Source organism: Pseudomonas sp. FEN, assembly GCF_904067045.1.
Taxonomy (GTDB): domain Bacteria; phylum Pseudomonadota; class Gammaproteobacteria; order Pseudomonadales; family Pseudomonadaceae; genus Aquipseudomonas.
This window is the reverse complement of record NZ_CAJFDC010000036.1, coordinates 407,335-425,878: the sequence shown is the minus strand read 5'-3', so window position 1 is coordinate 425,878 and position 18,544 is coordinate 407,335. Positions and strand designations below refer to the sequence as shown.

Genomic DNA, 18,544 nt, shown 5'->3' with positions numbered 1-18,544 from the left:
TCCGCTCCCACATCAGATTTGTGACGGACACAGAAAGTGCATACGACTCAGGACCTAATATGGGAACGGAGCTTGTCGGATCGCCGCGAAGATGGCGACTCGGTGCCGGATCAGGCCGGCTTGGCGACCATCAGGTAGAAAATCGCCATGAAAGACAGAAACGCCGGCCAGCCCAGGACAAACCACCAGCGCATATAGGTCCGGGCCTGGATCGGCATCGCCGTACCGGCGCACAAGGCCTGCTCGGCCATCTTGTGCACCCGGATCTGCAGCCACACCACCGGCAACCAGCAGATCCCCGCCAGCACGAACAAGCCCAGGCTCCACGTCAACCAGCTTTGCTGGATCGGCCACCCCGCCAGATGCATCAACCCCAACCCACTCAACGGCTGGAACACCGCCGTGGTGGTGGTAAAGGCCCAATCGGCGAACACCAGGTGCTTGAAGGTCGCCGCGATCACCTCGACCTGGCCCGTGCGCCAGGCCCGCAAGGCGTAATAGGCAGAGCCGGCGCCGAGGCCGAAAAGAATGGTGGAAGACAGGATATGCAAGGTTTTGAGCAGTAGATAAGCACTCATCGACGCGGTTCGGTCCAAAGCAGCCAAAGGGTCGCCACCATCAACACCAGGTTCTTGGCGACGGCGGCATAAGGGTCAAACCAATAGTGCGGCAGCACGAAGCTGATAATCAGGGTGTAGGCACTCATCAGCAGCAATTGCGCCTGGAACGTACGCCGGCGCCAGCGCTTGAACAGCATCCCCAAGCCCAGCAGGCCGTCGCACAGCGCCCCGGCATAGACCGCGAACACCGCCGGCGCCCCGCTGACACCGGCCTCGGCCATGATCCGCAGGCTCCAGTCATGGCCCGGCCCCAGGCAAACCAACGCCGTTCCCAACCAGATCAACAGCAGCACCGCCAGCAGCAACGGCCGCAGCGCCCACTGGGCACTCTGGCCAGCGTTCGGCCAATCCACCAGGCGGCTCGCCAGGGGCGCGACCCGGTAGCCACAGACCGCGACCAGTGCTTCGGGGTCGGCGACATTGTCGCGCCCGGCCATGCGCAGGCTCTGGCGATTCAAGGCGCGCCAACCAAGACGCTGGCCCAGCCAGGCGCCAGCCCGCGACAAGAGCCCCGGCACTTTCACGTAGCGCGCAGGCGCCCAGCCCTGGGCCGCACGCAACTGATCGAGCAACTGCGCCAATGTCAGCACCTGCGGGCCGACCAGCGGCAAGATTCGGGACTGCCCCGGCCAATGCCGCAGCAAGGCCAGCACGGCGGCGCAGAGATCGTCGATATGCAGCGGTTGCAAGCGCGCTTGCAGGTCCAGCAGGGGAATCAGCGGCCACGGCGACAGCCGCGCCAACCAGGCACTGCTGGCTCCGCCGGCGCCCACCAGCAACGAGGGCCGCAGCACCACGGCCGGCACGCCGAGCCCCATCAGGTAATCATCCGCCGCCGCCTTGCTTGCCAGGAACGGCACATCCGGCTGCTCGCCGGCCCCCAGCGCGGAAATATGCAGCACCCGCACGCCCCGGCGCGCCGCCTGGTCGAACAGCGCCCGGGTGCCCTGGTCCTGGGTCAGGCGCAACGCCTGCTCATCGACACTCAGCAAACCGGCGGCATTGATCAGCAGGTCGATATCGTGGGGCAGGATGAAATGCTTGGCATCGCCGGGCAACAGGTCAAGGTCCAGCACCTGCCATTCGACACCCGGCATCGAGCGGACGTGATGACCACGACTGGTGGCGATCACCTCGTGACCGGCGGCGTTCAACGCAACCAGCAAATGGCGACCGACGAAACCCGTGGCCCCCACCAGAAGCACCTTCATGGCAATTCCCCGGCCTGATGCTTTAAACCGGTTTCGCGCCCATCAGGCCCGCAATGGCGACAAAACAGACAGCCGTGAAAATCGCCAGGGCCAGTGTGAACCCTGGATGCCGCGCCGCTATGCCATGGCGCAGGCGATTGAGACGAACCACCAGCCACACCCAGCTCAAGGTGCCCAGGGTATAGAGCACGCTCGAACCCAGCAGCCAGACCTGGCCCAACGGCCAACCACCCAGGTGCACCAGCCACCAGCCGCTGACCGGGAGCGCGACCAGGCACAGCGCCATCAGTGCCCAGACGAAGAACCAGGGGCGCTGCAAGGTACGGTTCTGAACCGTCATGTCGCCGGCACGGCGTCCGCGCCAGAGCCTGATCGTCACCGCCAGCGCGCTGCCCAGCAAAAGCACCGGTGCCACTCCGTGTAGCAATTTCAAGGCAGTGAGCGTTTCCATTTCATCGTTTCCTTGGTTTTACGATCAACTTTCGAGCAGTAATCAGATACAGGGCCGAGCTCGTATCCTGTAGGAGCATGGCTTGTCGGGACGCCGCAACGCAACGCAGAGGCCCGTGAGAGCGCCAAGAGCTTCGCTGGCAGCGTCCCGGGAGCCGGGCCTGCCCACCAGCTTAGCAGCCATCCAGCGCGTTTCAGCCGAGGAACAACCGATACGCCGGGTTATCGCTTTCATCCCAATACGGGTAGCCGATTGCCGCCAGCGCCGCCGGAACCAGATGACGTTCTTCCTCCGGGACCTGCAAGCCCGCGACCACCCGACCGTCAGCGGCGCCATGGTTGCGGTAATGGAACATCGAGATATTCCAGCGCCCGCCAAGCTTGGTGAGGAAATTGAACAACGCCCCCGGACGCTCCGGAAACTCGAAGCGCAGCACCATCTCGTCGCTGACTTGGGCCGCGTGGCCACCGACCATGTGGCGGATATGCAACTTGGCCAGCTCGTTGTCGGTCAGGTCGAGCACCGGAAAGCCCTGGGCGGTCAGGCTGTCGATCAGGCCGCTGCGCGGATCGCTGTCGGGGTGGGTCTGCACGCCAACAAAAATATGCGCTTCGCGACCAGTGTGATAACGGTAATTGAACTCGGTGATCTGGCGCTTGCCGATGGCCTCGCAGAACGCCTTGAAACTGCCCGGCTGCTCCGGAATGGTCACGGCGATGATCGCTTCGCGCCCTTCACCCAGCTCGGCGCGCTCGGCCACATGGCGCAGACGGTCGAAGTTGACGTTGGCACCGGAGTCGATGGCCACCAGGGTCTGCCCGCTGATCTTGCGCGATTCGACGTACTTCTTGATTCCCGCCACGCCCAAGGCGCCGGCCGGCTCGGTGATCGAGCGGGTATCGTCGTAGATATCCTTGATGGCGGCGCAGATCTCGTCGGTACTGACGGTGATCACCTCGTCGACATAGTCCTTGCAGATGTCGAAGGTATGCTGGCCGATCTGGGCCACGGCGACGCCGTCGGCGAAGAGGCCCACGGTGGGCAATATCACCCGTTCACCCGCGGCCATGGCCTGTTGCAGGCAGTTGGAGTCGTCCGGCTCGACGCCGATCACCTTGATGTCCGGCCGCAGGTACTTCACATAGGCCGCAATACCGGCAATCAACCCACCGCCACCGACCGGGACGAAGATCGCATCCAACGGACCCGGATGCTGACGCAAAATCTCCATCGCCACGGTGCCCTGCCCGGCAATAGTGTGCGGATCATCGTAGGGATGGATATAGACGTAGCCTTTTTCCTCGACCAACTTCAGCGAATACGCCAGGGCTTCGGGGAAAGTGTCGCCATGCAGCACCACTTTGCCACCTCGAGAGCGCACGCCTTCGATCTTGATTTCAGGCGTGGTCTTGGGCATCACGATAGTGGCCTTGACCCCCAGCACCTTGGCCGCCAGGGCCAGGCCCTGGGCATGGTTGCCCGCCGAAGCCGTGACCACGCCGCGCGCGCGCTCGGCGTCGCTGAGCTGGGTCAGCTTGTTGTAGGCACCGCGAATCTTGAAGGAAAACACCGGCTGCAGGTCTTCGCGCTTGAGCCAGACCTGGTTGCCCAGCCGCTCGGAGAGCTGGCGAGCTTTCTGCAACGGGGTTTCCACGGCAACGTCGTAGACGCGCGAGGTGAGGATCTTCTTGACGTACTGTTCGAGCATCGGAAGGCATCGCTGGCGGGTGTGGGCAGGGACCGAGGAGTCTAACCCAGCGCTTGCGGCAACGACCACAGGGTTCCTGAGGTTTTATTGCCCGCGCCCTCGGTTTGCCTCCAGGAGCCGCCTGCGGCCAAACGGACAATGACCTTCCCTGCCCCGCCGCTTATAATGCCGGCCTTGCGTACACCCCCCACCCGCTTTCGGAGCCCGCATGACCCAGGATCAACTCAAACAGGCCGTGGCCCAAGCCGCTGTCGACTTCATCCTTCCCAAGCTCGATGACAAAAGCATCATCGGCGTGGGCACCGGCTCCACCGCCAACTGCTTTATCGACGCCCTGGCCCAGCACAAGGGCGCCTTCGACGGCGCGGTCGCCAGCTCCGAAGCCACCGCCGCGCGCCTCAAGGGCCACGGGATTCCGGTCTATGAGCTGAACACCGTCAGCGATCTGGAGTTCTACATCGACGGTGCCGATGAAAGCGACGAACACCTGCACCTGATCAAGGGCGGCGGCGCGGCCCTGACCCGCGAGAAGATCGTCGCGGCCGTGGCCAAGACCTTCATCTGTATCGCCGATGGCAGCAAGTTGGTACCGGTGCTCGGAGCCTTCCCGCTGCCGGTGGAAGTGATCCCAATGGCCCGTAGCCATGTGGCGCGGCAGTTGGTGAAACTCGGCGGGGATCCGGTGTACCGCGAAGGCGTGTTGACCGATAACGGCAACATTATCCTGGATGTGCACAACCTGCGGATCAGCAACCCGGTGGAGCTGGAAAGTCAGATCAATGCGATTGTCGGCGTGGTCACCAACGGCCTGTTCGCGGCGCGTCCGGCGGATCTGCTGTTGCTGGGCACCAGCGAAGGCGTGAAAACCCTCAAGGCCTGAAGCAAGCCCCCCTGTAGGAGCGTCGACCGGCTGCTCCTACAGACAGAGGACGCAGTCGTGATTAGCGGACGCTGCCGTGGAAACTGCTGGCGCCCGGCAACTCCAGCACCAGCTCATCCCCGGCATTCAACGGACCGACGCCCACCGGCGTGCCGGTCAGGATCACATCGCCGGCCTGCAGCGAGAAACACGCCGCCATGTACTGGATCATCGGCACGATCGGGTTGAGCATGTCGCTGCTGATCCCGTCCTGGCGCACCTGGCCATTGATGGTCAGGCGAATGCCGATCTGGGTCAGATCGGGAAAGGTACTGCCAACCACGAACGGCGCCAGCACGCAGGCACCATCGAACGACTTGGCGATTTCCCAGGGCAAGCCCTTGCTCTTCAACTCCGACTGTTTGTCGCGCAAGGTCAGGTCCAGCGCCGGGGCAAAACCGGAAATGGCATCCAGTACCTCTTCAGCACTGGGCTTGGTCGACAGCGGCTTGCCGATCAATACGGCAATCTCGGCCTCGTAATGCACCGATCCGCGGTCCGCCGGAATGCTGAAACCACCCTCGAGCGGCACCACGCAACTGCCCGGCTTGATAAACAGCAGCGGCTCGGTCGGCACCGGATTGTCCAGTTCCTTGGCGTGCTCGGCGTAATTGCGCCCGATACACACCACCTTGCCGATGGGAAAGTGAATGCGGGTACCGTCGACATACTGGTGCTGATAGCTCATTACCGACTCCTGGTCTTTGTTATCAGTGACTTCAGGTTCAAACCGCGAAGATCTTGCCCGGGTTCATGATCCCGTTCGGATCGAACACCGCCTTGACCGCCTTCATGTATTCAATTTCAACCGGGGAACGGCTGTAGGTCAGGTAATCGCGCTTGGTCATGCCCACGCCGTGCTCGGCGGAAATCGAACCGTTGTACTTCTCGACGGTTTCGAACACCCACTTGTTGACGGTGGCGCACTTGGCGAAGAACTCGTCCTTGCTCAGGTTTTCCGGCTTGAGGATGTTCAGGTGCAGGTTGCCATCGCCGATGTGACCGAACCAGACAATTTCGAAGTCGGGATAGTGTTCACCGACGATCGCGTCGATTTCCTTGAGGAAAGCCGGCACTTTCGACACCGTGACCGAAATGTCGTTCTTGTACGGCGTCCAGTGGGAAATGGTTTCGGAGATGTACTCGCGCAACTTCCAGAGGTTCTGCAACTGGGTTTCGCTCTGGCTCATCACCCCATCCAGCACCCAGCCCTGCTCGACACAGTGCTCGAAAGTTTCCAGGGCATGGTTGGCCACTTCTTCAGTGGTCGCCTCGAATTCCAGCAATGCATAGAACGGGCAATCGGTTTCGAACGGTGCCGGCACGTCGCCACGTCCGAGGACCTTGGCCAGGGCCTTGTCGGAGAAAAACTCGAAGGCAGTCAGGTCCAGCTTGCCCTGGAAAGCGTGCAGCACCGGCATGATCGAGTCGAAATCCGCGGTGCCGAGCACCATGCAGGTCAGGTTCCGCGGCGCCCGATCCAGGCGCATGGTGGCCTCGACCACAAAGCCCAGGGTACCCTCGGCACCGATGAACAGCTGACGCAGGTCGTAGCCGGTGGCGTTCTTGATCAGGTCCTTGTTCAGTTCCAGCAGATCGCCCTTGCCGGTCACGACTTTCATGCCGGCCACCCAATTGCGGGTCATACCGTAGCGAATCACCTTGATCCCGCCGGCATTGGTACCGATATTGCCGCCAATCTGGCTGGAACCGGCCGAGGCGAAGTCCACTGGATAGTACAGCCCCTTTTCTTCGGCGACGTTTTGCAGGTGCTCGGTGACCACGCCCGGCTGGCAGACGGCGGTACGATCGGTGAGGTTGATATCCAGCACCTGGTTCATATAGTCGAACGACACCACCACTTCACCGTTGGCCGCCACGGCCGCGGCGGAGAGCCCGGTACGACCGCCCGATGGCACCAGCGCGACCTTGTGCTGGTTGGCCCAGCGCACGATGGCCTGGACCTGCTCGGTGGTTTTCGGGAACACAATGGCCGTCGGCGCGGGAGCGAAATGCTTGGTCCAATCCTTCCCGTAAGCATTCAGGGAGTCAGCATCGGTCAAGACCTTGCCAGGCTCAACCAGGGTCTTCAGCTCATCAATCAGGGCAGGATGGGTCATCGACAGAACTCTCGAACAATTCATGGTCATCCTGAGGACGCTTCACGTCGCAGAATGAGTGTTTGCGGGTCGCATATGCTAGCATACGCACCCCGCAGAAGCGTGCTATCAGGCCGATCTGCGGTGCCGGCGATCACGCCGCGCGGTCAGCTCAAGCTGTCCATTCCCCTGCCATTTTTCTCCGGGACACAGGTTTACGCAGATGAGCAAGACTTCTCTCGATAAGAGCAAGATCAAGTTCCTTCTTCTCGAAGGCGTCCACCAATCCGCCGTGGACGTCCTCAAGGCCTCCGGGTACGTCAATATCGAGTACCTCACGGGCTCCTTGCCAGAAGCCCAGTTGAAGGAAAAGATCGCCGATGCCCACTTCATCGGCATTCGCTCGCGCACCCAACTGACCGAGGAAATCTTCGAGCACGCGAAGAAACTCGTCGCTGTCGGTTGTTTCTGCATCGGCACCAACCAGGTCGACCTCAACGCGGCTCGCGAGCGCGGCATCGCCGTGTTCAACGCCCCGTACTCCAACACCCGCTCCGTTGCCGAGCTGGTGCTGGCCGAAGCGATCCTGTTGCTGCGCGGCATCCCCGAGAAGAACGCTTCCTGCCATCGCGGTGGCTGGATCAAGAGCGCGGCCAACTCCTTTGAAATCCGCGGCAAGAAGCTGGGGATCATCGGTTACGGCTCGATCGGCACGCAGCTGTCGGTCCTGGCCGAAGGCCTGGGCATGCAGGTGTTCTTCTACGACACCCTGACCAAGCTGCCACTGGGCAACGCCACCCAGGTCTCGAACCTGACCGACCTGCTGGGCATGTCCGATATCGTCACCCTGCACGTTCCGGAAACCGCGGAAACCCAGTGGATGATCGGCGACAAGGAAATCCGCGCCATCAAGAAGGGCGGGATCCTGATCAACGCCGCACGCGGCACCGTGGTCGAGCTGGATGCCCTGGCGAACGCGATCAAGGACAAGCACCTGATCGGCGCGGCCATCGATGTTTTCCCGGTGGAGCCGCGCTCCAACGACGAAGAGTTCGAAAGCCCGCTGCGTGGCCTGGACAACGTGATCCTGACCCCGCACATCGGTGGCTCGACGGCCGAGGCGCAGGCCAACATCGGCCTGGAAGTGGCGGAAAAGCTGGTCAAGTACAGCGACAACGGTACCTCGGTATCGTCGGTGAACTTCCCTGAAGTGGCCCTGCCGGCTCACCCTGGCAAGCACCGCCTGCTGCACATCCACGAAAACATTCCGGGTGTGATGAGCGAAATCAACAAGGTCTTCGCGGAAAACGGCATTAACATCTCCGGCCAGTTCCTGCAGACCAATGAGAAAGTTGGCTACGTGGTCATCGATGTCGACGCCGAGTACTCGGACCTGGCGCAAGAGAAGCTGCAACACATCAACGGCACCATCCGGTCCCGCGTGCTGTTCTAAACCTCAAGCGCTGGACGAAAAAAGGGAGGCCTGCGAGGGTCTCCCTTTTTTTCTATCGCGGATTTACTTCACATTGATGGTGATGACTTTCGAAGCGACCGTCGGATTGAACTGCATGTGGCCCTTGTCGCCCGCCACCAGTTGCAAGGTGTGCTTGCCCGGGGTCAGGGTCAGTTGGGTTTCGGTCTGGGCCTTGCCGTAGTGGATCACGCTGTCGGTCGCCGGGATCGGCAGGGTCGGATCCGGCAGAGCCTTCTGGTCGACCAGCAGGTGATGGTGACCGGAGCCCGGCGTCTCGTCGCCGGCCGGCTTGAGCACCAGGCCCTTCATGCCGAACTTGACCGTGAAGGTCTTGTCGACCGTGGCGCCGTTTTTCGGCGAAACGATAAAGACTTTGGCGTCCTTGGGCGCCGAAACGCGCGGAACGACATCCGCCGCTACAGCCAGCATCGAAGAACCCAGTAAAACAGTAGCCAACGCAACACGAGACACTAAGGTTTTCATTAACTTCTCCAGTTTTCCGCAATTTCAGTACGGTTATGACAACTTCGTAGCGATTTGTTGTCCAAGGCACACAACAACATAGCAAAACGTGCCTGAAAGGCGCGGTACATATTTGTATTTCAACTCGGGAGCGACCATGCGCTTTTTGCCTGGCCTATTACTTTTACTGCCCTTTGCCAGCCCTTTCGTCCAAGCCGAACTGATTGATGACGTCAACGACCGGGGCGAGTTGCGCATTGCCCTGGAAGGCGACATGCGGCCCTTCGGCTTCAGCGAAGACGGTCGCCTGACCGGCTTCGAAGTCGAACTGGGCGAGCAACTGGCCAAGGAACTGGACGTACAAGCCTCGTTCGTCCCCACCGACGCCACCGATCTGCTGCAAGGCGTCGAAACCGGCAAATATGATGTCGCCATCAACCACATGGCTATGACTGCGGAACTGCGCAAACGTTACGACTTCAGCGAACCTTATGGTTACACCAGCGCGCAATTGATCGAGCACAAGGAAGCGCAGCCGACGCAGATCCCGTTCGCCATGCGTGAAAACTCCCTGGCGGTCACGCAAGACGTGTCCGAGGCGCCAACGGTGACCCTGGCGATTCCGTTCCAGAAAGGCAATCCGGCGTTCCAGGCCAGTCTCGACAAGGCGTTGCAACGCTTGAAAGCGGACGGACGCCTGGCGGCGCTTTCACAGAAGTGGTTCGGGATGGATGCGACCCAGCCGCCGAAGCAGTGAGCTGGCAGAGCACTGAATACAGAAATCAGGTCCTGGAAGCAAAGCGGAACCTGTAGGGGCAGGGCTTGCGGATCAGGGTCTTGAGGTCGCTGAAAGCTTCGCGAGCAAACTCTGCTCCTACAGGGCCGGGATATCCAGAAACTGCAGGGCGATGAGCGCTTCAGGCAGTTCCAACTCACTGAACACCTGCACCCCTGCCTGCCGCAACAACGCCGCCGTCACCCCTTCGCCACGAACCTTCACCCCGCTGAAGGTCCCGTCGTAGGTCAGCCGGTTGCCGCACGACGGGCTGTTGGCCTTGAGCACCGCGATCCGAATGTCATGGCGCCGCACCAGCTCCAGCGCCTGACGCGCGCCAGAGAGAAAGGCCTCGCTGACATCCTCGCCTTCGCGGGTGATCACCCGGGCCAATCCTTCCAACACCTGCGTGCCCTGTCCACCGGGAATTTCCGCCGCGGCACGGGGTGTCGGCAAGCCGCCGGCCACTTCCGGGCACAACGGCACTACCCGTCCTTCATCCTGCCAACGGGACAATTGTTCATAAGGCCCACTGGCCCCGCCGTCATAGCGTACGAGATGCCCTAGCAGGCAGCGACTGACCAGGATTTTCTGCTTCATGGGAACGGATCATTTGCGCGACGACGAAACCAGCCGGTCAATGACAGGCGCTCGCGCGTCGCCGGCAACACTTCATGGGGCACATCGCCCGAGAGGAACACCACCAGACAACCACCGGTCGGAACCACGTCACGCTCCACGTTGTCTTCCAGGTACAGGCGCAACTGGCCACCATGCTCCGGCAACCAGGCGTCATTCAGATAAAGCACCGCCGAGACCGTCCGTCGATCGTCATCGCGAAAGCGGTCCACATGCTTTTTATAGAAAGCCCCTGGAGGGTACAGCGCGAAATGGCTTTCGAAATCCACGAGCCCCAGGAACAGCCCACGGTTGAGGGCCGCGCGCAAGCTGTCCATCAGTTCCAGGTATTCATCGCAGGGGCCGGCCTGACCTGGTTCCAGCCACTGGATATGGTCGCCGCGAATCGCCTCGCGCACTTCCTGGGCCGGCCCGCGTCCCACTCCGGCCGGAGCCAGCTCGCCGTCGGCGGCGCGCTGACGACACTCGGCGGCCAGCGCAACGGTCAACGCTTGCGGCAGGAAGATGTTCTGCTGCGACCAGCCGTGAGCGGCCAGGTCATCGACGATACGTAACAGCAGTGGATGATCAGAGGGTATGTGCATGTCGCGCATAGTATCCAGATGCCCGTAAATCCGACAGAGCCCCTCGAACGACTTACAGGAATTCTCGACAAGTCCAGCGCTCGCCGGGACAATAGCCGGCTGTAGACAGGAGTCCCTATGCGCCGTTTGCTTTTTTCGCTGTTGATGTTCTGCACCTTGCCCGCCTGGGCAGACAGCCACGACCAGTTGTACCGGGTCGCCGGTTGGCCAGAACAACGCGCGCATTTCAATGATGCCCTGAGCGCTGCCCAGCAGAAGTATCGCAATAGCCTGCCGCCGGCGGTCTATGACGCACTGGTGAACAACAGCAACCAACGTTTCGCGCCCCAGGCCATGGACCAGCGGGCCGAGGCCCAGTTGCGCCAGAAGCTCGACAACCCGAAGCCGGCCCTGACGTTCTTCCAATCGCCGCTGGGACGCAAGATCGTCTCCGCCGAACTGCTCGCTACCCGGCGCGACCAATTGGCCAAGAATGCCCAGGGCCTGCCACATATCGAAGCCAGCGCCACCCGGCGCCTGTTGATCAACCACCTGGGCCGGGCCCTGCCGGCGCGCGAGGCCGGGGCCGAAGTCACCCTGGCCATCGCCGGCGTGGCGGCCGACAGCCTGAGCTCGATGATTCCCGGTCTGCTGGGCGGCGGCGCGGCACAAGGGATGCTGGACGGCCAGCGCCAGCGCTTGATGCAACAGATCGGCAACGACCTGGATAATACCTTGCTCTATGTCTATCGTGGCCTGTCCGACCCGGAGCTGGAGGAGTTCTCCACCTTTGCCGAGTCGCCGGAGGGCAAGGCCTACTACCAGGCCGCGCTGGCAGCGATCCGCGCGGGGCTGGCGGTGGGTCAGAACCTGACACAGTCACAACCGAACAACTGAAAAGCCCTCGGTCGCCAGTGATGACAGCGGTGAATGTGATATCGCCATTGCCAGCAAGCTGGCTCCTACAGAGATACCGCGCTCAAAATGAACTCGGTACATGCCAGGCCTACGCGATTTGTGCCTGCCCCTCAAGGGACCACGCCGCGACCCATTCCCGCACATCCGCATAGGGATAGGCTTCCAACGCCGAAAAACCCGGCAACGCCCTCGCCTTCAACTTCGTGAACAACGGCACACTGATACCGCACAAGAAACGCGTCAGGCACTCCGCACTCGGTGCGTGCCCATTGTGCTCCTGGTGCCTGTGGATAAATCCACTGCAAAGCCCCGGAAAATCACGCTGATCAAGCGCGGGCAACGCTGGCGGCTCCGGCAGGCAGGCCACTTGCCCGTGACACACCGAACAATGCCCGCACCGTTCAGGCGCCTGCTCATCGCCGAAATAGCGGGCCAGCCGATAGCCCAGGCATTGTTCGGTCGCAAACAACGCCAGCATCGCGTGAATCCGCGCAATCTCGCTGACCTCATGCTGCGCAAAATAAGCGTACAGCTCCAGGCTCAGGGCATGGGGATCGAAGTCGCTGATCGACAAGCTGTAGACCTCGGTCATCTGCTTGCTTTCCAGCTCGATCCAGCGTCGTTCCTGGAAGAAGTCCAACGCTTTCACCACCCGCCCGCGCTCGGCCTGATGCTGTTGATAGAGGGCGTCGAAATTCACCGTGGACCAGGTCCGGGCACGATTGGAGGTCTGGATAATCGCCGAGACAAAGTCGCGTCGCTCCCCCTCGAACTTCGCCAGCAACTCCTCGGGTTCCACCAGGAACTTGAAACGGTATTCGGCAAAATAGGCATAGCGCGGCGCGATCAAGCCACGCAGCTCCAACTGGACCAACAAGGTCTTGAGCGGCAGTTGGCGGATATTGCTCTGGTCCGCCAAGGGCCCGAGCAGGAACTCCCACTGCCCGTCTGGAATCGTCCCCTTGAGCTCATCCAGCACCCGCCGAATCCCCTCCAGTTCCGGCGTGTCGCCATAGACGAAGTTCTCCAGCACATTGAGGCTGTCGCGGTTGGCCAGCACCAGGCAATCGGAAGGCTGGCCGTCGCGCCCGGCCCGGCCGATTTCCTGGCTATAGTTCTCGATGGACTTGGGCAGGTCGAAATGCACCACATTGCGGATATCGGCCTTGTCGATACCCATGCCGAAGGCGATGGTGGCGACGATGCAGTTCAACTGCCCGGCCATGAACTGCTTCTGGATCGCCTCCCGCTGCTCATGGGGCAGGCCGGCGTGATAGGCCGTGGCCGGGATAGCGTTGCGGCTCAGGTGCTGGGCGATCTGCTCGGCGGTTTTCTGCAAGGTGACGTAGACGATGCTCGGCTGCCCGAGGCGCCCGCCCAGCCATTCCACCAGCCGGCGCTGCTTGTCCTGGCCGCCGACCGACTCCACCAACAGGTTCAGGTTCGGTCGATAGAAACCGGTGGTGATCACATCGCCCGGCGCAATGGCGAACTTGGCCTGCATGTCGGCGATCACTTTCGGCGTGGCGGTGGCGGTCAACAGCAAGGCCTGGGGAATGCGGAACTGGCGCTGATAGTCCGGTAGCTTCAGGTAGTCCGGACGGAAATTGTGGCCCCACTCGGAGATACAGTGCGCCTCGTCCACCACCAGCAGGGAAATCCGCACCTGTTGGAGAAAATTGCGGAAGCGCTCGTTCTTCAGGCGCTCCACGGAAATCATCAGGATCTTCAGCTCGCCGGAACGGGCCCGGGCCATCACCGCATTGGCTTCATCGCGGCTCTGCGCCGAGTCGATGCTCGCCGCCGCGATGCCGTGGCGTTGCAGGAAGGCCAACTGGTCCTGCATCAGCGCCAACAATGGCGACACCACCAGCGTCAGGTGCGGCAGGAGCAGCGCCGGCAGTTGATAACACAAGGACTTGCCGGAACCGGTGGGAAAGATCGCCGCCGCCGAACGCCCGGCCAATACCGCGCTGACCGCCGCTTCCTGGCCGGCGCGGAACTGTGGATAACCAAAAACCCGCAGGAGGGTGTCGTGCATAAGCTGTCACTCCGTTGACCGCTGTGGATAAACAAACCCTAGGCGGTCGGGCGAGAAAAGGTCCGAGGCAAGCATTACAAACTGCTACGGCGCGCCAGACTAGCGCAAAGCAGGCCATGATTGCGGGATAGCGACCAATACCCGGATACAAATCCGCGGATGCGCCCCTGTGGAAATATCGATTACCTCAACCACGACGACCAAGGTATGCACAGGGTTTTCCGGCCAACGCAACGACCCTGTAACGGTCTCCAGAAACGAACAACGCGCCAGTCAGGGCGCGTTGTGGGGTTGGATCAGTTTACGATTCAGCGATTTTTGACTCGCTCGATCGCCGTGTCGTACACCGGATTGGCCTTCTGTTCCTTGGCCAACTCGTAGTGACGCAGGGCATCGGAGAACTGTCCGGCATCTTCGTAGATACGGGCAATGTTGTAGTAGGAACCGGCGCGAACAGTATTGGCCGAGCTGCCGGATGCCAGGGCAACGGCCTTGCGGTCGGCCCAAATGGCTTCAGCGGTATTACCGGCCTTCTGATACGCCAGACCGAGGTTGCTATAAGCCTGGCCGAAGCTGTTGTTCAGATCGATGGCCTGACGGAAGAAGGCAATCGCCTGCTCCAGATTACCGGCCTTGTAAGCTGCCTCGCCTTTCACATTCAGCGCCTTCGCATCGATCTGCGCCGTCGAACTGACCGCCACTTCGGCGACCGCGACCTTGTCGTCAAGCAGTGGCGAAACTTCGTTCAACACATCCTTGGCGTCCACGGTCACGCCACTGAAGGTGTTGATGTCCTGGAAATCACCGTTGCCGGTCATGCGGAACACGGTCCACAGGTTACCGCTGCGATTGACAGGAACGTAATAGGTACGGACCAGCGACTGGCCCATGTACACAAACACCGTGGCCTGGCTGTTGGACAACTGCCGAGAGCTCGGATTGCCAGCGTTGGTGTAATCATGTACCGCATACACATAGCTTTCGCCGTAGTGCTTCTTCTGCAGGGTGATGGTTTCCGGACCATAGCTGTCGGTGTCATCCACATCCAGCTCGGCATCGGTGCCCTTCTGCTGTTCGAAGTAGATGTTGTTGCCGGGGAAAATCATATGCGAGTCGAGGTCCGCCGGGGTCTTGCCCCAGGTCAGCACCACGCGCAGGCCGTCGAGGCTCTGCATCACCGGGCTGACGGCATAGGTCATGTCCTTGCAGGGACACTTGACCACCAGATTGGAATAACCGGCCTTCTTGATGATCAGCAGATTGCTGGCATCGTCGGCGAAGTTGGCCTCGAGGACCACCTGGCCCTGGGCGTTGGTCTTGCCGACCACGTTCTGCTCGCCGTTGCGCTGCAACAGCACTTCGGCGTCGGCGATCTTCTGATCCTTGACCACCGCACTGAGGACTTCGATGGGCAATTGCCCGGCCTGGACCGACCAGGCGGCGGCACACAACGACAGTACCGAAGCCATGCGAAGCAAATACATACTTAACTCCCTTTAAGTGGAAAATTCGAGCACCGGATGGCACCCTCAAATTTGGAGGGAAACATACCGATTTTTTGCCTGATGCGTCTGCTTTTTATAAGGAAAATTTCATTTTTGTGGACCCGTCGTGACTCGCCAATAGCCGTTTGACGATTTAATCCGCAATCCCCCTCAAAGCCCATGAGAAAGCGCCGATAACCCGCTTACTCACCAAGGAAGGCAGCGGCGACATGCATCACCCAGAGCAAGAAGATGACGATGGCGTCATCCGTTTCAAACGTCTGCACCCCGAACATTTCGACGTGGTACTAGGATCGCACCCGGCCAAACAGAAAGTTCCGCGCCCTGTGCAGCCCAAATCCTATGGAATGTGGGTATTGGTGCTGATACTGGTGGGTATGCTTGGCTACATGGCGGTCAACCGCAGCAGCCACCCGATCCCTATTGCGCCACTACCAGCGGCTGAGCCACTGCCGACTGAAACATCCGAAGCGCCTATGGAGCCAGTAGAGCCGGTGCAAGCGCATCCGGAGCCCACCGCCAAACTCTTTCCGGCGCCTGCACCGCAAGTGGTGGTCGTGGTACAGCCCCAGGCACCAGCGGCAGCACCCGCCCCGGCACCAGCCCCTAAGGCGCAGGGTCTGGTGTCCGCCAGCTACCTGGCCGGCTACCAGGCCGAATTGAATGCCCCCGAAGCCAGGCAGACGCGCCCGTTCGAAATCGCCACGGTCAACATTCGCGAATGGGACGGTCGCAACCGCTATCAGGCGAAATGGCGGATTTTCAACAACGTTATCGACAACGCCAGTGTCTGCGGCAACTTCCTCGCCAACAGCACCGAACACCGCGAATGTCGCAAGTCGGCGGAGGTGTTTTTCAAGGAGCAGTGCGGCGAATGGGGCAAGCGCTGGGACCGCGACCAGGATGAGAAAAGCAAAGGGATGCAGGTGCGCTATTGCACGGCGATGAAGACCTATAGCGCGGAGGGGTAAATCCGACGCTCCTGCCGAGCCGTATCTGTCGATGCCAATTCAGCTGACCCGAAACAAGCACACATTATTTTTATATTGCGTTTGAGCGGACACATTTTGGCGTTTGTCCACGGTTCATGGACTGTGGACAACTCGCTCAAGCGCAACAAGCACTGTCAATGCGAAAAATGCTTCCGATTACATCATATTGAGAGCAGATCGCCACGCCTTGCGCTGCCCCGCCGAAGCCTCCTATAGTTCGCCCCGTCGCTGCCAATTCAGCGACCGGGTTTGGTCACCTGTCAGAGTGCGCACTAGCGCCACAGTGGATGTTGCAGGCGCGTTTCGTGTCGGCACGCTTCATGGCGGCTGTGTGCAGGACACCTTCGGGTGTGCCGGTGCGCTCTGCCGGTTGACCAACCTGCGCACAGTCCGCCACCCGTCGCTTGGTCACGATGAGGGCGGATCAATGGAACTCATCAGAGCGCATACCTATGAATACTCAAAATCGCTATATCCCTCTCAGCACCAATTTCACCACAATCCCCGTCCTGCTCATCGACACCAACGCCAGCCTCGACGATCTGCAAACCAGCGCCTACCTACGCCTTCAGGCCGCCAGCGACCTGCTGGAAACCATGACGTGCGTGAGCCTCGTCAACACCTGCGACAAAGACTTCACCCACGTCACCAATGCCGCGTACCTGTTGGTGCGTGAAGGCTGCGATCTGTTGCAGTTGGTTCAGCAACGGACGATGGCATTGAGCAGGCAAGACAACTAAGCCTTCTCCATTCAGACCTTTCCCACGCGTCGCGTGGGAAAGCCAGGGGATTGCAATCTATTATTGATTGCGTAGCATGACGTCATATCCTGATAAACCAACACAGAGGTGACCTATGACAACGGAAACCATTGATCACAGCACCCTGACCCGCCTGGTGGAAACTGGCTCGGTTAGCGCCGCCCATATCGTTGGGCAACAAGGCGGCTGGGAAGTCCAAGTGACTTACGGAGCGCTCGATCATACGTTGACAGCTCAACGTAGCCGGCAGGTGCGGTTGTTCAAAAAATTCGAGACGCTCGTGGCCTATCTTCAGGGCGTCGGTATCAATCACTTCGATGTAGACGCATCGAGTTATGACCCGCTCACAGTCAAGACTTACGGCCGTCCAGACCGTTCAGCAGCGCTGAAACAGGTCCATGAAGCCGCAGCCTATGACGAGTGGTTCAAGGCTCAGGTCCAAGCCAGCATCGATGACCCTCGTCCCAGCATTTCCGATGAAAATGCTCGACAGTTGTTTGCCGTCAAACGTGAAACGTTGCGGAAAAGGGCTCACGGGTGAAGGTTGTATGGCGTCCAATGGCGCTTACTGACCGAGAAACCATCATGGGACACGTAGGACAAGATAATCTTGATGCCGCCCCATGCTTTACAAAAAAGGACGACTGGCAGGAACAAGAGAGATCGTCGTCCTTCCCAACTATGTAATGGTGTACAGCATCACTAATAGCAGTATAGAAATACTCCGGGTAATGCATGCCAGGCAAAAACGGCCTTGATTCCAGGACAACAATTAAACGCCAAGTAATACACTTAGTAAAAATTTCTTTCACAGCAGAATAAATCCTCTTCTGACAGTAGTCAGGGGCATTTCAGACAACACTCAAGCAGGCTACCATGCCTGTGCAAAAGGCATATGTTAGGCCGCATAGCCCAAGCATATGTAGGAGTGGCACTATGAGCACAGTTTCAATTTTCAAGATTGGCAAAACCCAAGTGGTTCGTTTGCCAAATGACATCGTTTACGAAGGTGTAGAGGAACTAGAAATTACGCGCAATGGCGATATGATCACCCTCTGCCCCGTACGCCCCAGCTGGCAAAGCTGTCCGCTGCCAGCGCTGGTTTTCTAGAGGAGCGCCCTGACATCATCAGAGATGAAGACAGGTTCAATTTTTAACCATCTATATGCTCGACACCGCAATTGCTCATTAATCATATAGGTGCCCCGAACCCAACGACCTCAGCTGCGCTGCAAAAATTTAATACAAAAATAGGATTTCCGTTTGTTGCGCCAAACTTGAAAAACTGAAAACATCCCCACAACGCATCTGGCTAACCATTTGCCCACCTTCCGAGGCCCGCATCGATTCATCGAGCGGGCTTTCGTGTATCTGAGGGTAAGGAATGCCCCTTGTAGGTTATTTCT

General features: G+C 60.1%; 20 protein-coding genes. 9 read left to right on the top strand and 11 right to left on the bottom strand.

What is annotated here, in order from left to right:
* Positions 1 to 110 precede the first annotated feature (110 nt).
* The 4 genes from PFEN_RS25550 to ilvA all read right to left on the bottom strand — a co-directional run bounded on the left by PFEN_RS25550 (position 111) and on the right by ilvA (position 3,990).
* Positions 111 to 578, bottom strand: a complete 468-nt coding sequence (locus PFEN_RS25550) for a DUF2269 family protein (protein ID WP_191489389.1) — start codon at positions 576 to 578, stop codon at positions 111 to 113.
* Positions 575 to 1,831 carry an SDR family oxidoreductase gene (locus PFEN_RS25545; protein ID WP_191489388.1) on the bottom strand — a complete coding sequence of 419 codons (1,257 nt, stop codon included), beginning with the start codon at positions 1,829 to 1,831 and terminating at the stop codon, positions 575 to 577. The genes PFEN_RS25550 and PFEN_RS25545 overlap by 4 nt, the downstream gene beginning before the upstream one ends.
* Before the next feature lie 22 nt (positions 1,832 to 1,853).
* The gene (locus PFEN_RS25540; RefSeq protein ID WP_191489387.1) at positions 1,854 to 2,282 is read right to left on the bottom strand and encodes a DUF2269 family protein; all 429 of its coding nucleotides are present in this window, start codon (positions 2,280 to 2,282) and stop codon (positions 1,854 to 1,856) included.
* 193 nt (positions 2,283 to 2,475) lie between these two features.
* Positions 2,476 to 3,990 (bottom strand): threonine ammonia-lyase, biosynthetic, encoded by a 1,515-nt coding sequence (gene ilvA / locus PFEN_RS25535; protein ID WP_263596639.1) that lies wholly within the window; start codon positions 3,988 to 3,990, stop codon positions 2,476 to 2,478.
* 208 nt (positions 3,991 to 4,198) lie between these two features.
* Between ilvA and rpiA the strand changes: the two genes are divergently transcribed.
* Positions 4,199 to 4,870, top strand: coding sequence for a ribose-5-phosphate isomerase RpiA (gene rpiA, locus PFEN_RS25530; protein WP_191489385.1), 672 nt, complete (start codon positions 4,199 to 4,201; stop codon positions 4,868 to 4,870).
* Between the two features lie 61 nt (positions 4,871 to 4,931).
* On the opposite strand, the gene PFEN_RS25525 is transcribed toward rpiA, so the two are convergent.
* Entirely contained in the window at positions 4,932 to 5,597 is a 666-nt protein-coding gene (locus tag PFEN_RS25525) for a fumarylacetoacetate hydrolase family protein (RefSeq protein ID WP_191489384.1), read from the bottom strand.
* Between the two features lie 37 nt (positions 5,598 to 5,634).
* Entirely contained in the window at positions 5,635 to 7,029 is a 1,395-nt protein-coding gene (locus tag PFEN_RS25520; protein ID WP_191489383.1) for an FAD-binding oxidoreductase, read from the bottom strand.
* A gap of 202 nt (positions 7,030 to 7,231) precedes the next feature.
* Between PFEN_RS25520 and serA the strand changes: the two genes are divergently transcribed.
* Positions 7,232 to 8,461: a phosphoglycerate dehydrogenase gene (gene serA / locus PFEN_RS25515; protein ID WP_191489382.1), complete on the top strand. Its 1,230-nt coding sequence runs from the start codon at positions 7,232 to 7,234 to the stop codon at positions 8,459 to 8,461.
* Positions 8,462 to 8,524: 63 nt separating this feature from the next.
* Here serA and PFEN_RS25510 read toward each other — a convergent pair whose 3' ends face one another.
* Positions 8,525 to 8,965 (bottom strand): DUF4399 domain-containing protein, encoded by a 441-nt coding sequence (locus PFEN_RS25510; RefSeq protein ID WP_191489381.1) that lies wholly within the window; start codon positions 8,963 to 8,965, stop codon positions 8,525 to 8,527.
* Positions 8,966 to 9,101: 136 nt separating this feature from the next.
* Between PFEN_RS25510 and PFEN_RS25505 the strand changes: the two genes are divergently transcribed.
* Positions 9,102 to 9,701, top strand: a complete 600-nt coding sequence (locus tag PFEN_RS25505) for a transporter substrate-binding domain-containing protein (protein ID WP_191489380.1) — start codon at positions 9,102 to 9,104, stop codon at positions 9,699 to 9,701.
* Between the two features lie 117 nt (positions 9,702 to 9,818).
* Here the strand turns inward: PFEN_RS25505 and PFEN_RS25500 are convergent, their stop codons facing one another.
* Positions 9,819 to 10,319 (bottom strand): DUF523 domain-containing protein, encoded by a 501-nt coding sequence (locus tag PFEN_RS25500; protein WP_191489379.1) that lies wholly within the window; start codon positions 10,317 to 10,319, stop codon positions 9,819 to 9,821.
* A complete protein-coding gene (locus PFEN_RS25495; RefSeq protein ID WP_191489378.1) occupies positions 10,316 to 10,951 on the bottom strand; it encodes a 2OG-Fe(II) oxygenase in 636 nt (211 codons plus the stop codon). The genes PFEN_RS25500 and PFEN_RS25495 overlap by 4 nt, the downstream gene beginning before the upstream one ends.
* A gap of 108 nt (positions 10,952 to 11,059) precedes the next feature.
* Between PFEN_RS25495 and PFEN_RS25490 the strand changes: the two genes are divergently transcribed.
* Complete coding sequence (locus PFEN_RS25490; protein WP_191489377.1) at positions 11,060 to 11,818, top strand: DUF2059 domain-containing protein; 759 nt, start codon at positions 11,060 to 11,062, stop codon at positions 11,816 to 11,818.
* A gap of 109 nt (positions 11,819 to 11,927) precedes the next feature.
* Here PFEN_RS25490 and PFEN_RS25485 read toward each other — a convergent pair whose 3' ends face one another.
* Entirely contained in the window at positions 11,928 to 13,880 is a 1,953-nt protein-coding gene (locus PFEN_RS25485) for an ATP-dependent DNA helicase RecQ (RefSeq protein ID WP_191489376.1), read from the bottom strand.
* A gap of 308 nt (positions 13,881 to 14,188) precedes the next feature.
* Entirely contained in the window at positions 14,189 to 15,364 is a 1,176-nt protein-coding gene (locus tag PFEN_RS25480; RefSeq protein WP_191489375.1) for a tetratricopeptide repeat protein, read from the bottom strand.
* A gap of 230 nt (positions 15,365 to 15,594) precedes the next feature.
* Here PFEN_RS25480 and PFEN_RS25475 point away from each other — a divergent pair, with 230 nt between their 5' ends.
* From PFEN_RS25475 to PFEN_RS25455, 5 genes are all read left to right on the top strand, one after another.
* A complete protein-coding gene (locus PFEN_RS25475) occupies positions 15,595 to 16,356 on the top strand; it encodes a hypothetical protein (RefSeq protein WP_191489374.1) in 762 nt (253 codons plus the stop codon).
* A gap of 473 nt (positions 16,357 to 16,829) precedes the next feature.
* Entirely contained in the window at positions 16,830 to 17,117 is a 288-nt protein-coding gene (locus PFEN_RS25470; RefSeq protein ID WP_191489373.1) for a hypothetical protein, read from the top strand.
* A gap of 115 nt (positions 17,118 to 17,232) precedes the next feature.
* A complete protein-coding gene (locus PFEN_RS25465; protein ID WP_191489372.1) occupies positions 17,233 to 17,679 on the top strand; it encodes a hypothetical protein in 447 nt (148 codons plus the stop codon).
* Between the two features lie 82 nt (positions 17,680 to 17,761).
* On the top strand, positions 17,762 to 17,896 hold the full coding sequence (locus PFEN_RS31675) for a type II toxin-antitoxin system RelE/ParE family toxin (protein WP_412071480.1): 135 nt from the start codon (positions 17,762 to 17,764) through the stop codon (positions 17,894 to 17,896).
* Between the two features lie 178 nt (positions 17,897 to 18,074).
* The gene (locus PFEN_RS25455) at positions 18,075 to 18,248 is read left to right on the top strand and encodes an AbrB/MazE/SpoVT family DNA-binding domain-containing protein (RefSeq protein WP_412071479.1); all 174 of its coding nucleotides are present in this window, start codon (positions 18,075 to 18,077) and stop codon (positions 18,246 to 18,248) included.
* The last annotated feature ends 296 nt before the right edge of the window (positions 18,249 to 18,544 follow it).

Excerpts from the sequence above, each read along its gene's own strand:
- PFEN_RS25520 (WP_191489383.1), bottom strand. The coding sequence starts at position 7,029 with ATGACCCATCCTGCCCTGATTGATGAGCTGAAGACCCTGGTTGAGCCT.
- rpiA (WP_191489385.1), top strand. The coding sequence starts at position 4,199 with ATGACCCAGGATCAACTCAAACAGGCCGTGGCCCAAGCCGCTGTCGAC.
- PFEN_RS25455 (WP_412071479.1), top strand. The coding sequence starts at position 18,075 with ATGAGCACAGTTTCAATTTTCAAGATTGGCAAAACCCAAGTGGTTCGT.
- PFEN_RS25480 (WP_191489375.1), bottom strand. The coding sequence starts at position 15,364 with ATGTATTTGCTTCGCATGGCTTCGGTACTGTCGTTGTGTGCCGCCGCC.
- PFEN_RS25540 (WP_191489387.1), bottom strand. The coding sequence starts at position 2,282 with ATGGAAACGCTCACTGCCTTGAAATTGCTACACGGAGTGGCACCGGTG.
- PFEN_RS25485 (WP_191489376.1), bottom strand. The coding sequence starts at position 13,880 with ATGCACGACACCCTCCTGCGGGTTTTTGGTTATCCACAGTTCCGCGCC.
- serA (WP_191489382.1), top strand. The coding sequence starts at position 7,232 with ATGAGCAAGACTTCTCTCGATAAGAGCAAGATCAAGTTCCTTCTTCTC.
- ilvA (WP_263596639.1), bottom strand. The coding sequence starts at position 3,990 with ATGCTCGAACAGTACGTCAAGAAGATCCTCACCTCGCGCGTCTACGAC.
- PFEN_RS25505 (WP_191489380.1), top strand. The coding sequence starts at position 9,102 with ATGCGCTTTTTGCCTGGCCTATTACTTTTACTGCCCTTTGCCAGCCCT.
- PFEN_RS25545 (WP_191489388.1), bottom strand. The coding sequence starts at position 1,831 with ATGAAGGTGCTTCTGGTGGGGGCCACGGGTTTCGTCGGTCGCCATTTG.
- PFEN_RS25495 (WP_191489378.1), bottom strand. The coding sequence starts at position 10,951 with ATGCGCGACATGCACATACCCTCTGATCATCCACTGCTGTTACGTATC.
- PFEN_RS25550 (WP_191489389.1), bottom strand. The coding sequence starts at position 578 with ATGAGTGCTTATCTACTGCTCAAAACCTTGCATATCCTGTCTTCCACC.
- PFEN_RS25525 (WP_191489384.1), bottom strand. The coding sequence starts at position 5,597 with ATGAGCTATCAGCACCAGTATGTCGACGGTACCCGCATTCACTTTCCC.
- PFEN_RS31675 (WP_412071480.1), top strand. The coding sequence starts at position 17,762 with ATGCTTTACAAAAAAGGACGACTGGCAGGAACAAGAGAGATCGTCGTC.
- PFEN_RS25465 (WP_191489372.1), top strand. The coding sequence starts at position 17,233 with ATGACAACGGAAACCATTGATCACAGCACCCTGACCCGCCTGGTGGAA.
- PFEN_RS25475 (WP_191489374.1), top strand. The coding sequence starts at position 15,595 with ATGCATCACCCAGAGCAAGAAGATGACGATGGCGTCATCCGTTTCAAA.
- PFEN_RS25490 (WP_191489377.1), top strand. The coding sequence starts at position 11,060 with ATGCGCCGTTTGCTTTTTTCGCTGTTGATGTTCTGCACCTTGCCCGCC.
- PFEN_RS25510 (WP_191489381.1), bottom strand. The coding sequence starts at position 8,965 with ATGAAAACCTTAGTGTCTCGTGTTGCGTTGGCTACTGTTTTACTGGGT.
- PFEN_RS25500 (WP_191489379.1), bottom strand. The coding sequence starts at position 10,319 with ATGAAGCAGAAAATCCTGGTCAGTCGCTGCCTGCTAGGGCATCTCGTA.
- PFEN_RS25470 (WP_191489373.1), top strand. The coding sequence starts at position 16,830 with ATGAATACTCAAAATCGCTATATCCCTCTCAGCACCAATTTCACCACA.